This window comes from Salinicoccus sp. CNSTN-B1 (genome assembly GCF_054792835.1).
In genome coordinates, this window is the sequence record NZ_JBTWMN010000004.1 from 2,039,068 (window position 1) to 2,053,308 (window position 14,241).

At 51.9% G+C, this 14,241-nt stretch carries 13 protein-coding genes, 5 pseudogenes and 1 other annotated feature (1 of these 19 only partly in view); all 18 genes and pseudogenes read right to left on the reverse strand.

Translation table 11 applies throughout. The features are described from left to right. Positions 1–70 precede the first annotated feature (70 nt). The 18 genes and pseudogenes from ACYF68_RS11980 to trpD all read right to left on the reverse strand — a co-directional run bounded on the left by ACYF68_RS11980 (position 71) and on the right by trpD (position 13,921). Positions 71–757 carry a PD-(D/E)XK nuclease family protein gene (locus ACYF68_RS11980; RefSeq protein ID WP_461047100.1) on the reverse strand — a complete coding sequence of 229 codons (687 nt, stop codon included), beginning with the start codon at positions 755–757 and terminating at the stop codon, positions 71–73. Continuing rightward, positions 682–1,167 (reverse strand): 3'-5' exonuclease, encoded by a 486-nt coding sequence (locus ACYF68_RS11985; protein WP_461047630.1) that lies wholly within the window; start codon positions 1,165–1,167, stop codon positions 682–684. The genes ACYF68_RS11980 and ACYF68_RS11985 overlap by 76 nt, the downstream gene beginning before the upstream one ends. Next, positions 1,164–1,994: a 3'-5' exonuclease gene (locus ACYF68_RS11990; protein ID WP_461047102.1), complete on the reverse strand. Its 831-nt coding sequence runs from the start codon at positions 1,992–1,994 to the stop codon at positions 1,164–1,166. The genes ACYF68_RS11985 and ACYF68_RS11990 overlap by 4 nt, the downstream gene beginning before the upstream one ends. Beyond that, positions 1,991–2,143, reverse strand: a complete 153-nt coding sequence (locus ACYF68_RS11995) for a UvrD-helicase domain-containing protein (protein ID WP_461047104.1) — start codon at positions 2,141–2,143, stop codon at positions 1,991–1,993. Before ACYF68_RS11995 ends, ACYF68_RS11990 begins: the two co-directional genes overlap by 4 nt. Further along, positions 2,137–2,907: a UvrD-helicase domain-containing protein gene (locus ACYF68_RS12000; RefSeq protein ID WP_461047106.1), complete on the reverse strand. Its 771-nt coding sequence runs from the start codon at positions 2,905–2,907 to the stop codon at positions 2,137–2,139. The genes ACYF68_RS11995 and ACYF68_RS12000 overlap by 7 nt, the downstream gene beginning before the upstream one ends. After that, positions 2,804–3,397: a UvrD-helicase domain-containing protein gene (locus ACYF68_RS12005; protein ID WP_461047108.1), complete on the reverse strand. Its 594-nt coding sequence runs from the start codon at positions 3,395–3,397 to the stop codon at positions 2,804–2,806. The genes ACYF68_RS12000 and ACYF68_RS12005 overlap by 104 nt, the downstream gene beginning before the upstream one ends. After that, positions 3,378–4,673, reverse strand: coding sequence for a PD-(D/E)XK nuclease family protein (locus ACYF68_RS12010; RefSeq protein ID WP_461047110.1), 1,296 nt, complete (start codon positions 4,671–4,673; stop codon positions 3,378–3,380). Before ACYF68_RS12010 ends, ACYF68_RS12005 begins: the two co-directional genes overlap by 20 nt. Further along, entirely contained in the window at positions 4,651–4,893 is a 243-nt protein-coding gene (locus ACYF68_RS12015) for a hypothetical protein (protein ID WP_461047111.1), read from the reverse strand. Before ACYF68_RS12015 ends, ACYF68_RS12010 begins: the two co-directional genes overlap by 23 nt. An 8-nt stretch (positions 4,894–4,901) precedes the next feature. Next, positions 4,902–5,882: a PD-(D/E)XK nuclease family protein gene (locus tag ACYF68_RS12020; protein WP_461047113.1), complete on the reverse strand. Its 981-nt coding sequence runs from the start codon at positions 5,880–5,882 to the stop codon at positions 4,902–4,904. Positions 5,883–5,884: 2 nt separating this feature from the next. Beyond that, on the reverse strand, positions 5,885–6,877 hold the full coding sequence (locus ACYF68_RS12025; RefSeq protein WP_461047115.1) for a PD-(D/E)XK nuclease family protein: 993 nt from the start codon (positions 6,875–6,877) through the stop codon (positions 5,885–5,887). A 48-nt stretch (positions 6,878–6,925) separates the two neighbouring features. After that, positions 6,926–7,458: pseudogene (lepB, locus tag ACYF68_RS12030) on the reverse strand (signal peptidase I). An 11-nt stretch (positions 7,459–7,469) separates the two neighbouring features. After that, complete coding sequence (locus tag ACYF68_RS12035) at positions 7,470–8,075, reverse strand: TVP38/TMEM64 family protein (RefSeq protein ID WP_461047117.1); 606 nt, start codon at positions 8,073–8,075, stop codon at positions 7,470–7,472. Positions 8,076–8,152: 77 nt separating this feature from the next. Further along, positions 8,153–9,474, reverse strand: a pseudogene (locus ACYF68_RS12040) (glucose-6-phosphate isomerase). A gap of 59 nt (positions 9,475–9,533) precedes the next feature. Beyond that, a complete protein-coding gene (trpA, locus tag ACYF68_RS12045) occupies positions 9,534–10,334 on the reverse strand; it encodes a tryptophan synthase subunit alpha (protein WP_461047118.1) in 801 nt (266 codons plus the stop codon). Further along, positions 10,334–11,456, reverse strand: a pseudogene (trpB, locus tag ACYF68_RS12050) (tryptophan synthase subunit beta). The gene trpA and the pseudogene trpB overlap by 1 nt, the downstream one beginning before the upstream one ends. A gap of 46 nt (positions 11,457–11,502) precedes the next feature. Further along, the gene (locus tag ACYF68_RS12055; protein WP_461047120.1) at positions 11,503–11,982 is read right to left on the reverse strand and encodes a phosphoribosylanthranilate isomerase; all 480 of its coding nucleotides are present in this window, start codon (positions 11,980–11,982) and stop codon (positions 11,503–11,505) included. A gap of 158 nt (positions 11,983–12,140) precedes the next feature. Then, a pseudogene (locus ACYF68_RS12060) lies at positions 12,141–12,904 on the reverse strand (indole-3-glycerol phosphate synthase TrpC). Next, a pseudogene (gene trpD / locus ACYF68_RS12065) lies at positions 12,901–13,921 on the reverse strand (anthranilate phosphoribosyltransferase). The pseudogenes ACYF68_RS12060 and trpD overlap by 4 nt, the downstream one beginning before the upstream one ends. A 310-nt stretch (positions 13,922–14,231) precedes the next feature. Next, positions 14,232–14,241, reverse strand: a binding site (T-box leader) (it continues 218 nt past the right edge of the window).

Here is a 14,241-nt window from a genome sequence, read left to right on the forward strand (position 1 = left end):
GTAACATTTTTATTGAGGGCCTGCATGATGGATCGCCTGTATATGTCCATCTGTGTACGGTAACGATCGATCAGATCATCCACTTCATCCCCGGACGCAGCCGGTCTGTCTTATAGTCGATGATGACATAGCCCTCCTCCATCTCAAGCAATACATCGACGATCCCCTGGACCATCTGGCTGCTGAAGTCCGAATATCCGATTGCTGCCTGGTTCATGATGAAAGGCGTCTCCGTATATATCTCCAGGCTGTCATCCAAGAGCTGGCGCATATCGTCATCAGACATGAAGCGCTTCATGTTGATCATCATCTTGTCGCGGTGGGCATCCGTAATCAGAGGGTCTTCTTCAGTATGCACTCTGATCATATCGAGCATGAAATCCTCAAGCGGCCCCTCTTCTATTTTATCCATACCGCTTATTTCATCGTACCGGTTCAGAAGATGCATCATCAATTCGTGCATCATGGTACCAAACACAGGCGCTTCCATCGAGCTGCTCCTGAAATTGGGGGCCCTCAAATTCGGCGTGCGGTCATGCCGGATAACCGCACTATCATCTGGCGGCGTTTCATTCCGCCTTTTTATTTCCGTTACCGATTCCTTATATACGGTGCGCGTCGCCGCCTGATCCGGATAACGGTAAAGGATGCGTTCCTTAAGCAGTTGGTTTCCGCTTGTCTTCAACTGTTCGATGTCATCAAGCGTAATATGCTCCTTCGATTGCCTGACTTCCTTGATTTCTCCGATCTCCGCCATTTCAAGTGTCTGGCTTGGGATCTGATCCAGTACGGGGGCCAGCAGGTCCCTGATGTCTGGATGGCCAGACGGTCATCTGCATGGACCATGCCGCCTTCATAGCTGAACTTATCCTTCCGTTCATCTTTATAGACAAGTGGAATGATGAGCTGGTGGACTGCCCGGGTCAGCGCCACATAGACGAGACGCATCTCCTCACTGATCCGCTCACGGCGGACCATCCGCCTAAGGACTTCCGAGTGGATGCTTGGAAGTACTGCCTGATGCTTCGGCATATAGCGTTTGAATGCGATGCCCGCATCAGGGTGCACTGCCGCCTTCCTTGACAGATCCATCATATTCAGTTGGCGATGGAGACCCGCATAGATGACATAGCCGAACTCCAGACCTTTCGATGCATGGATGGTCATGACGCGCAATGTGTCATCTCCATCTGAGACTGTATTCTCCTCCCGAAATCCTGACCATCTTGGATCATGCGGTGAATGTACGCAATAAAGTCATAAAGTGACAGATGCGACATCTTTTCAAACTCCATGGCTTTTTCGATGAAGCCGTTCAGGTTCGCCCGCCGGGTCAGACCGCCACGCATGCCTGCGAAATATTCCAGTATATTCAGTTCGGCATAGATTTCATCGATGAGTTCCGGCACGCTCATATACCGTGCGTGGGAACGGAACATTTCAAGCGCCTCGCTCAGGATTCCTATCTTTTTCATGACGACTGCAGAGCCTTCATATGTCAACACTGCCTCATACAAGTAATCCTCGTCCGAACGTGCCCGGATTTCAGCAATATCATCTTCCGAAAAGTCGAACATGGGGAGCCTCATTACACCGACGAGATGGTCGTCCTGCAGCGGATTGTCGATGATCGACAGCAGGCTGATCATCGTGCGGATTTCAAGAGTATCCAAGTAACCCGAACGGTTGTTGACAAAAACAGGCAGCTCAGCTGCAGACAGCAGTTTGCGGTACGCTTCATTATCCCGCGTATTGCGGGTCAGAATCACGATATCCTGATAGTCGACGCCTTTCTTCCTGAGCTTGCGGACGATTTCTGCAATATGGAGGATCTCCGCATCACTCCCCGTCCCTTCCGCATTTTCTATAATGTGGCATTCCGATGCCAGCGGTGGGGCATCCAGATAGTTCCCTTGAACAAGCCGATGGGTTTCGTCGTAATCGACTTCCCCGACTTCCTTGTCCATAATACGTCCGAACACATCATTCGTCACATCAATGACTCCCCCCGTGAACGGAAGTTATGGTTCAGACTGATCAGCCTGCCGCTTCCAGGATTTTTGAAGCGTTCCGCCTTCTCAATGAATAGTGAAGGGTCTGCCTGCCTGAATTTATAGATGGACTGTTTCACATCCCCTACCATAAATAAGTTGCCGTCCTGTTCATCCCCGACTTCAGCGATTGTATAATCGCTTCCTGCACACGGTTGACATCCTGATATTCATCGATCATGACTTCCTTGAACTGTGCACGGTAGCGGCGTCTGATGTCACCATCTTCAGCACCCAATATGGCCAGGGCATAATGTTCATAGTCCGAAAAGTCCATTTCATTGCGTGCCCTCTTTTCGCTCTGGAACCGTTCGAGTACTTCCAGTGCGATTTCAATCAATGTGTTCCTTATGCCATTGAGGGGCGACAACTCCTCCTTGACGAGGGAGAAGGTATAGGCGGGTAGTTCACGTATTTCCTGATACCGTTTCTTGACCCGGTTCTGGACGTCGAGCAGTCGTTTTTTCTCATCTTCATCTTCGATATTGCGGATGAACGCCGAGCGGCCGTCTTTGAGCATATAGGGCGGAAGCTCGACCGGATCACCGTTGCGGTTGGTCTCCATCGCTTGGCGCACGCTTTTCTCAAGTGTTTCCAGGCCGTCAAAGGCATCCCGTACCTGCGTTTCTTTTATGGATGTGTGTACTGCTGTCCTATAATGCTCAAAAAGCCGTTCGATATCCGGGTACAATGCAGCGAGCTTCAGGCTGACATCATGGTTGTGGGAGGCCAATATGCCCCCGAGATAACCTTCATCCTGATACTGATCGAGGTTCTCCTCCAGATACCCTCTCGGATCCTGGACTCGCCACAGCGGTGTGGTAGAGGTCCCGTATCGTGTTCTGGAGCCCATCATTGCTCTTGTCGGATGACAGCATCATGGCCAGCTGGTTGAAATCCGGATTCGCTTTTTTATAATAGGTTTCCAAAACATTCGAAATGGCCTGCTCAAGCCTGATCTTCATTTCGACGTCACCCAATGTGCGCATATCAGGCGGCAGTCCGATTGCATTGTAGTGCATCTGGATAAGGTGCAGGCAGAAGCTGTGGAGCGTCTTGATATGGGCTTCTTTGAGCTTCAGGATTTCTGCATATATGGCTGGGTCGCGCTTATCCTGGTAGGCTGCCTGCAGTGCCGCCTCAATTTTATCTTTCATGTCACGGGCGCTCATATTGGTGAATGTCGCCACGAACACTTCATCAATGCTGTATTTCCCGCTGAGCACCTTACGGATGATGCGTTCGACGAGGACGGTCGTCTTACCGCTTCCGGCTGCCGCCGCCACCAATACATCAGACCCCTCATATTCAATTGCCTCGAGCTGTCTATCCGTCCACTGGACCATCTACGGCCACCTCGCTTTCAAATTCACCTATTGACTCTTCATCATAGGCGCTGACTCTTATATCTTCACGGTTCATCAGGGCATCGATATGGCATGCCGACTTGAAGTCGCACATCTCACAAGGCAGCCGCCCGCCTTCCATCTCCATCGGGGAGACGCGGACGTCACCGCTGTAGATTCTGTCGGTGGCCTCCCGGTACATCCCCAATACATGCGTCGCATAATGGGTGAACAGATGGGGACTCATATACCGGTGCCGGGTCCGCCCATTGATCTTCCCGTTCTTCGTAACTGATACAGGGAGATAGCGGCCGTACGCCTTGAAATCCTCAAACTCAGACAGCATGCCCTGGATGCCGATGGAGTGCTCGTCGATGATGCCATCATATTCCGGGTGCTCGTTGATGAATACGCCGTCCGGGCGCATGCGCCTTCGGCGTTCCGTTTCGACCGTCTCGAGTGATGCCTCATCATCAAGCGCAATGAGCGGGTCCCGCACTGGGAAGAACAACATGCTGTTCGGCATTATCTTTTCCTTGCCGAAATGCTCAGGGCCATGCTTCATCAGCACGTACATATAGGTGATCATCTGAAGTTCAAGCCCGTTCAATATGCCTGCACGGGATATGCTCCTCGTACTCGACTTATAGTCGATCAGATTGACGTATGCAGCGTCCCCGATGTCATACATGTCGACGCGGTCGATCTTGCCGCGCAGGAGGATGCTGTAACCGTCATCCGACGTCAGCGTCACCGCTTCCATTTCACTGTCCCTGAAGCCGAACGACAGCTCCGCATCCTTTATATCGTATGACCCATGCGCCTCCATATCCTTCATGAAGAGCAGTAGGCGCATGATCGCATCCCCGGCGCGCTTTTTTAAGGACTGGTAATAGCCCGTACGCTCGAAGATGCCGTATTGGATCGCTTTGGAGAACCGTTCTATCCCGTGGTCCACGGCGCGTTCTATAGTCTCTTCTTCATGCAGCAGCGTATAGTCCAGCTGCTTCACGACGTCATACAGCACCTCGTGGTACAAGTTGCCGAGCTCAAGTGGCGCCACTTCATACGGCTTACGTATCCGGAGCTTCAGTCCATAGCGGCTGAAATGTTGGAATGGGCATCTGAAATACGATTCGAACCTCGACACACTGGCTTTCATCTCAGTGGAGTAGAGCGCTTCTGCCGTCTCACGTGCCAGCGGTTCTGCCCGGTTGTCATGGGTGAGGTTACGCCTGAGGCGGGGATAGACATCATGCCAACGTTCCTCGGCCACTATTGGTAGGCTTCAATCCACCCCCGTACTCCGGCAGCGAAAGGAATGCTTGTGGCCCATCGACCGGAGCGGTCATCATCTCACGCATCTTAAGATGCAGTAAGGGTTCCATGCTGTCGATCGAAGTGATCAGGCGGCTTGGTGCGAAGCGGTCGTATTCATTGGTCTTCCGGTATTCATAGTGCCTGACACCTGTTTCTCCCGGCAGCAGTTCAGCCATGAAAGGGCTTATCTTGGTGCTGTCCCTGACGGCAAAGTACTCGACCAGCTCAAATACAGCCCTTCAGTCGCCCGTGTCACGCCCAGGTAGAAGACGAAGCGCTCATCCTGCGCCAAAGTTCGGGAGCTCGGGGACAGTTCGATATCGGCATGCTCAAACACCATTTTTTCTTCATCTGTAATGATGTCCGTGCTTGTCGTCTCACGTGGCATGACGTCACGGTTCAATCCGATCATGAAGATGTACTTTTTGTTCTCCACCTTGGAGAGGTCGAGTGACCCCACCATCACCTGGTCGATGGTTGAAGGCAATAGACTGAACTCGGCATTCTTTAGGCCATCGATGAAAGTTTCATAGAAGATGGTGAAGGAGACTTCTTCATCATCAAAGACGACGTAGGCGTCATCGAGTAGGCGGATGAACATATTGTAGGCCTGTTCCGTCTCATCGCGCCTTCCGACTTCACCTGCCGCGTCAAGCTGTTCCATCTCATCAATCAGCCTGTCCGCGATTCCTTCATCAACGACGAAATCATAGATGATGCCGATATAACCACGCACTGTATCCGCTTCCCTGAATGCCTGATACAGCGTTTCAAGCCGTGTCAGCATACGGTTCTTGAAGTCGATCATGCCAGCATGTTCTTCCCCTCTATCGACGCGCCGCACTCCAAAATCGGTGACTTCAGTCTGATAGCGGAAATGGTCGTCATCAAACAGTTGGGTCCCTTCGATGCCGCGTTCCAATATAAAGTTCTCAAGCAAGTCAACATAACCGCGCTCAGCATCTTCATGCAAATATCCGGCCTTCAGCACGTTCATGAAGGCAGACGCTTCATAGTGCTTCGTGTAGCACTCGAGCAGCCCCATCACAAACTGGATGAATGGATGCTTATACATTGGTATCTTGCGGTCTATATGGTAGGCGATATCGTAGCGCCTGAACACAGACTGGATGATTGGTTCGTAGTTAGGATCCCGGTGGAGCACACCTATATCGCTATAGGCCGCTTTCCCTGAAAGACGAGATCCTCTATTTCACGCGCCACATCATTGACTTCTTCAATCACCGTCGGTGCTTCGGTAAAGATGACACCGTCATAGTCGAACATCTTCTGATCCTGATCGAAGTAGCGTTCCATCTGGATCAGTCCGGCCTTATCCGAGCGCCTGAACGCTTCACCGAAGTGCGTAAAATCAAGCTTGTCATCCCCCATGTAGTAGCGTAGGCGCTCGATCACCGCATCAGTTTTCCGGAAAAGCTGTTTGTTCGCGCCTTCGTGTGTAAGCAGCAGATTGATCGTCCGCACCCTTGTCTCAAGCGCCTGGATCAGCGCAAACTCACTCTCCGTAAAGTTATGGAAGCCATCTATATAGATGACGGCATCTTCAAGTGACCGGATCGGCACATCTGAATACAACAACTCGATGAATTGATCCGCTATGTTGATATCCTCTATCTGGAGTTCGGTGATGCGGTCTTCCCATCTGCGGTAGATCATCTCCAAGTCGTGCATCTTATCGGCGACACGGCCGGCCGGCGCATCTATCCGCTCGAAATCATCAGGCACCACCCGGTAGGCCCGCAATTCACTCAGCATATCCAAAACCTTATCCGAAAACTTTATGTACTGTGCGCTGTTTTTATAGAAGCGGAGCGTCTGCTTCATCTCATTCATCATCTTGTGCAGCAGCATGATGTGCCCGCCTGCCGATAGCGCATCACGCGTCGAATGCCCCGTTTCATTAAACACATGCCACATGAGCCGGTTGAAGCTGAAGACAGCTGTACGCAGGCTGCCGACGCCTGGATTCTCCGCTGTCGGATTGGTGATGATGTTCTCATACCGCAATGTGTTCTGGGTCGGTGTCACTATATATATGCTGGAGCCAAGAGGCGCCTTCTCCGTAATCTGGCCGATTTCATCGAACATCTGCCTGGTCTTCCCTGTACCGCTCACTCCAGTCCAAATATTGATTCCCATATATTCACTCCTTCAAGTAGACAAAAGACACCCGAATAAGGGTGCCCATCAATCGAAATTGGTACCAAACCTGTTCAGTGGCCAAAAACGCAACTGCACTTCACCTATAATCTGTTCCCTATCCACCATGCCGAAGTCCCGGCTGTCACGGCTGATGGGACGATTATCCCCGAGTACAAGGAATTGATCTTCCGGAATCTCTCCATCTTCAACTCCAAGATCGGAAAGTGTAAAATTATCCATATAGGAATCCCCGGTATTCACCACATAGTCCTCTTCAAGAGGCTCCCCATTTACATATACCTGCTTGTCTTCCATCTTCACCGTATCCCCGGTGTTCCGATGACCCTTTTGACATAGGCTGGCCCCGCCTCAGAATTGAAGACGACCACATCCCCAGTTTCATATCCACCGAAGTATTCCACGATTTTATTGGCTACGACCCTATCTCCATCTTCGAATGTCGGATCCATGCTCAGGCCGTCGACCGAGTAGGATACGAAAAGAAAGGATCGGATCAGAACAATCAGGACGACTGATACGAGGATGGCCATCAGCCATTCTCCAACTTCCTTCTTCATCCGCTTCCCTCCTATTTCTCCAATTTACTATTGATATACCTCTGGTACCATTTTGAAAAGAAATACAGCACCACAAGGAAAATGATTGACAGCGTCAACTGCAGCGGCGAAGTGAAGAATGATGTAATATCATATCCGACGATGGACATCAGCAGTATCATAATCGCCTTGGACACTAGCAATATATATAAGTATACGACTTTTCTTATGTTCGATAAAGCGGCTATAAGATTGATGACTGAACTTGGCGTAAAAGGCAGGGACAGGAGGATCAGCAAAAAGGAGAACCCCTTCAGGTCGATGAATTCAAGCATCCCCTCCAACCGTTTATGCCTGTGGATATACTTCTGGGCAGGCGCACGGAGAAAATAACGGATCGTCAGAAAGACAAGGTAACTGCCACCGACCGTCCCCGAGTAGCTGAGGAGGAAGCCGATTATGAAACCGTAGGAATTGATGTTTATGATGACAATCGCAAAAAGCGGCAGGAACGGCAGGAACGATTCGATCAGTGTCAGAACGAACCCGACTAGCGGTCCGAGTGCTTCCACTTCAGCAAACAGGGATTCCAGACCTTCCTGTGTGGTCAAATTCTTGAGTAGGGCTTCGAGTTCCAATACGCATAACCTCGCACATTTAATAAAGGCTATATTACTTTGTAATATAGCCTGATCTTCCCTTGATTATATAGTTTTTATCGGAGTCTGTCATTCAATTGTTCTCTCAATGAATCATAACCTGATTTGCCGAGTAGCGCGAACATGTTCTGCTTGTATGCTTCAACACCTGGTTGGTTGAACGGGTTGACCCCAAGAAGGTAGCCGCTCATCGCACATGCCATCTCGAAGAAGTACACCATGCTGCCGAACGTATAGGCATCAAGACGAGGCACTTCCACCATCATATTCGGCACGCCGCCGTCGACGTGGGCCAGGATGGTCCCGCGCATCGCCTGACGATTGACTTCATCGACGGTCATGCCTGCGAGATAGTTCAGGCCATCAAGGTCCTGGGATTCTTCTTCGATGGTCAGTTCGCTGAGGGGAGTCCCGATGCTTATGACGGTCTCCATGAGCGTGCGCCGGCCTTCCTGGATATATTGTCCCAATGAGTGCAGATCAGTGGTGAAGTTGGCACTGTGCGGCAATATGCCTTTGTTGTCCTTCCCTTCACTTTCACCGAACAGCTGCTTCCACCATTCCGCAAAATACTTGAGCCGCTCATCATAGTTGATCAGCATCTCCACAATGTAGCCTTTGTCGTAGAGGGCATTCCTGACCACAGCATATTGGTATGCAGGGTTCTTTTCAAGCGCCGGTTCAGCCAGTTCCTCCATGGCATCGGCAGCGCCCTGCATCATGACATCGATGTCTATGCCTGAAGCGGCGATCGGCAGCAGTCCGACTGCAGACAATACCGAGTATCTGCCACCGACATCATCCGGGACGACGAACATTTCATAGCCTTCTTCACGGGCGAGTGTATTCAAGGCGCCCTTCTCCTTATCCGTAGTGACATAGATGCGGCCCTTTGCGTCATCATGTTTTTCCTCAAGGAGCTGCTTGAAGATGCGGAAGGCGATTGCCGGTTCCGTCGTCGTGCCTGATTTGCTGATGACGTTGATCGAGAAATCCTTGTCTTCGAGATAGGTCTTCAATTCATTCATGTAGTGGCTGGACAAGTGGTGGCCGGCAAATATAATTTCCGTCCCTTCATGTGAGAATGTCGGTTTCAACATTTCAATTGCAGCTTTGGAACCCAAGTATGAGCCGCCGATGCCGATTACGAGCAGAACGTCGGAATCCTTCCGGATCTTCTCGGCAGACGCTTTGATGCGTGAAAATTCTTCCTTGTCGTAGTCTTTCGGCAGCCCGACCCAGCCGAGGAAGTCACTGCCCGCCCCGTCTTGTCATGGATCATCTCATGCGCTTTTGAGACGAAAGGGGAAAGATTCTCAATTTCTTCCTGGTTCATGAACCCTGCAGCATTGGAATAGTCAAATTTGATATGTGTCATAGTAGCCTCCAGAATATTTTATCCTTCGCTACTATTGTAGATAAAACACAGCGCGCTTTTCAATCAATTTGTCGCACCTTTTCGATTCCGGCACTTTCAGGGATCAGGTCGGCTATCTTTTCGGCCTGCCCGGCATGCAGGAGTTCGACGATCCGGCTGCCGACTATGACACCATCGCAATGCGCACCGATCTCTCTAGCCTGCTCCCGCGTCTTGATGCCGAAGCCGGCACACACAGGGACCGGACTCACCTGCCGCACAGCCTCCAGATGCGCACCCAATGAGTCATCGAAGCCGTCCCTGACACCGGTTGTACCATTGACCGTAACGGCATAGACGAAGCCTTCCGCCGTCTTGAGCACCTCTTCCATGCGTGCTTTTGAACTGGTCAGCGTGACGAAGCGGATCAGTGCAATGTCCACATCCTTCAATGGAACTTCGAATTCTGCCGATTCCTCATAGGGCACGTCCGGAATGATCACTCCTGAGATGCTCGCTTCTTTACACAGCACGGCGAAATTCCCGACCCCAAGCCGCAATACCGGATTCGCATAGGTCATGATGACGATTGGAATGTTTATCTCATCCTTGAAGCCTGCAACTGCCGTAAGCACTTCCTTCAACGTGACACCTTCGGCCAATGCCCGCTTTCCGGCTTCCTGTATCGCCGGACCGTCCGCCACCGGGTCGGAGAAGGGGATGCCGAGCTCAACGATGGATACACCAGCCGATTCGAGCTGCAGTATCTGATCTTTAAGATTCAGCAGCCCACCGTCTCCAGCCATGATATACGCGATGAACGCCTTATCCCCGGCCGCTTCCAGATTTTCGAATTGTTGTGCGATGCTTTTTCTGCCCATTAGGCTTCACCCTCCTGACGTGCTTTGATTTCCGCTACATCCTTGTCGCCACGCCCGGATAGGCAGATGACGAGGATTTCATCACCGGTCATCTGACCGGCCATCTTGATTGCATGTGCGACCGCATGGGCACTCTCAAGTGCCGGTATGATCCCTTCTTTATGGGATAGTATCTTGAACGCCTCCAGTGCTTCCCTGTCCGTGATATGTGCATATTCTGCACGGCCGATCTCCTTCAGATGGCTATGCTCGGGTCCGATGCCGGGATAGTCGAGGCCTGCTGAAATGGAATAGGCCTCCTGCACCTGACCCGCCTCATTCTGGAGCAGGTGCATCTTGGCACCATGCAGGATGCCGACACTGCCTTCGTTCAGGGAAGCCGCATGGCGGTCCGTCTCTATGCCGTCACCGGATGCTTCCACACCAACAAGGCGGACGCCTTCATCGTCTATGAATGGATGGAACATGCCGATTGCGTTGCTCCCCCACCGATGCACGCCACTATGGCATCAGGCAGGCGCGCTTCCTTATCCAGCATCTGACGCTTCGTCTCCTTGCCGATTACAGACTGCAGGTCACGCACGATCATCGGGAATGGTGCGGCCCCATCGCTGAACCTAAGACGTAATGGGTATCCTCTACATTGGCGACCCAGTATCTGAGCGCTTCGTTGACCGCATCTTTAAGCGTTCCCCTGCCCTGATCGACACTGACGACCCGGGCACCGAGCAGTTCCATGCGGAAGACGTTCGGTTCCTGGCGCCGTATATCTTCTTTGCCCATGAAAATGACACAATCCAGATCAAGTAGTGCACAGACAGTCGCCGTGGCGACACCGTGCTGGCCAGCGCCCGTTTCTGCAACCACCTTCTTTTTGCCCATCCTTCTGGCAAGCAATGCCTGGCCGATCGTGTTGTTGATCTTGTGTGCCCCGGTGTGGTTGAGGTCTTCGCGTTTAAGGTAGATCTTCGCCCCGCCCGCATATTCCGATAGCCTTGCGGCATGATAGAGCGGCGATTCCCGCCCTACATAGTTTTCCAGGTAATGATTCAGTTCTTCACGGAATGCTTCATCATGTTGCGCATCCTCATAGGCTTCCGCCAATTCTTTGAGCGCGTGCATAAGGGTCTCCGGCACATAGCGGCCGCCGTATTCTCCGTAGTGGCCGTCAGCATCGGGCTGAGTATAGATTTTTTCCACTTTCCTCTCCACCTTTCATTGTTCTGATCAATTCAAATATCTTATCTTTGTCCTTCACGCCATGTGCCTCGACGCCACTCGACACATCGACAGCTGCAGGTGCAACCAGATGTTTTGCTTCCCTAATGTTGCCTGCATTGATGCCACCGGCCAGCACCAGACGGGAATGGTCGAGTGCCTTATCCTCGAGTGCCGACCAGTCAAACCGCCGTCCGCTGCCACCGCGGTATTCCGCCGGTGGACTGTCGATGAGTATGTGACGGGCATCGTACCGGAACATTTCCGCAATGGGCATGCTGCCGATGGAAAACGCTTTGATCACCGGCATTTTCAAGCCTGCCGTATATGCGCGCGACTCATCCCCATGCAACTGTACATAATCGAGGCCGACCGCCTTATGGACATGTTCGACATCTTCAGCCGGTGCATTGACAAAGACCCCACACATTCGACTTTCCCTCTAACTGCTTCCGCCATTCTTTTGGCCGTGTTAATGTCGACCTTCCGAGTACTTGTCGCAAATACGAACCCGATCATATCGGCCCCTGCTTCTGCAGCCCATCTGGCTGCTTCGACCGTCTGGATGCCGCATATCTTGATCTTCATCTACAGCACCCCTTTTAGGGAGCGGATCGTTGTGGTCGGGTCTTCTGCGGCCATCAACGTCTCCCCAACGAGCAGTGCTGCGGCACCGGCCACCTGCATCCGCCTGCCGTCTTCTGTTGTACGGATGCCGCTCTCGGCAATGAAGTGCACCGGATGATGGCCATATGCTTCAAGCAGTTTTTCTGTATTGCCCAAATCCACTTCAAATGTCTTCAGGTTGCGGCTGTTGATGCCGATAAGTGCGGGATGAATCTTCAGTGCGCGCTCCATTTCATCTGCAGTATGCACTTCCACTATGCATTCAAGCCCATAGCTGGAGGCATATGCGAACAGTCGCGCCAGCGCTTCGTCATCCAACGCTGCCACGATCAGAAGGATGACATCCGCTCCATGCCGGCATGCCCGATCGATCTGCCGCTCGTCTATGATGAAATCCTTGTTCAGTACAGGCAGCCCGACTACTTTCCGGACCGCTTCAAGATCGGCCATTGACCCTTTGAAATATTTGTCATCGGTCAATACTGAAATGGCGTCAGCACCGCCTGCTGCATATTTCTCTGCCTGTTGATCAGGTTCCATTCCGATATTGATGTCCCCTTCGACGGAGAGGCCCGCTTCACTTCCCCGATGATGCCCATCGTCCCGGCGGCGTCAAGCCGATCCTTCAAGGAAATGGGTGTTCTGTCCGGCCTCTCTTCCTCGGCGGGGAGCTGTGTCACTTCCTGCCGTTTATATGCAATGATGTCATCTAATATCGTAGTCATTCAAAACCCTCCTCTTTTGAATATGCGACGAGTCGCTCGAGTTTGGCCAGGGCTTGTCCAGATGAAATGCTTTCCTGCGCCATTTCGACGCCTGCCTGCACGGAGTGGGCCTGTTTGGCGCAGTACAGCCCAATGCCGGCATTCAGCAATATCGTGTCGCGCTGGGCCGGTGTCGCTTCGCCAGTCAATACGTTCTTTAAAATCTGCGCGTTCTCTGCACTGCTGCCCCGTTGATTTCTTCCGTGTATAGGAGGGCAGGCCGACCGACTCCGGAGTGAAGGTCATATCTTCGATTTTTCCATCATCGAGTATGATCATATGATTTTCACCGAGCAGCGAGGCTTCGTCCATTCCGCCCGCTCCATTGATGACCACCGCCCGGCTCCTTCCGAGCCTTTTCAACACTTCTGCCATCGTCCTCACCTTATCCTGCCGATAGACACCGAGAAACTGGTAATCGAGTGCCACCGGGTTGATGAGCGGCCCTATCAGATTGAATATCGTCGGCACTTTAAGGTCGTTGCGCACTTTCATGATGCGCTTGATCTTTGGGTGGACGTGAGGGGCAAAGAGAAAAGTGATGCCGTTGTCCTCCAACAGATGATCGATATCACTCGGCTGAAAAGACAGCGATACGCCAAGTTCCGCCAGCACATCCGAGCTCCCTGTCCTGCTTGTGACGCTCCTGTTGCCGTGCTTTGCAACTTTTACGCCTGCTCCTGCAAGGACGAAAGCGGAGGTCGTCGAAATGTTGAAACTGTTGGAACCATCCCCGCCTGTTCCGCAGTTATCCATGACACCTGGAACATCGCGCAGTATGGGCATCGCATGCTGCCTCAACACCTCCACCAGCGCTGTGATCTCGACCACGGTCTCCCCTTTGGCTTTCAAGCCCATCAGAAAGGCGGCTATTTCGCTGTCGCTCACTTCGTCCGTCAGCAGTATGGAAACTGCCTCCGTCATCTCCCTGCCGGTCAAATCGGTACGTTTCGATAATTTTGCCAAGTGTGGCTTCATGCTGCCATAATCTGATCTTGCCAGTACTTCTGCCGTCATATTTTCCCCTCCTTAAAATAAAAAACTCCATAGACCTATAGGTCTATGGAGGACGATTCACCGCGGTGCCACCTCGCATTGGGCGGACTCGCCGCCCCTGCTTTTGCCGTGTAACGTACGGCAGACGGATGCATGCTGATCAGGCCCATTCATCGACGTTGCACGGACCGGTTTCCAGCTCCCCGGTTCTCTGTACCATGCAGTACGCCACTACTTGTTCTGATATGCATCTTATTCAATTTTTAAATACAAAAAGCTCCCCTGTCGCTGTAAAAAGGACG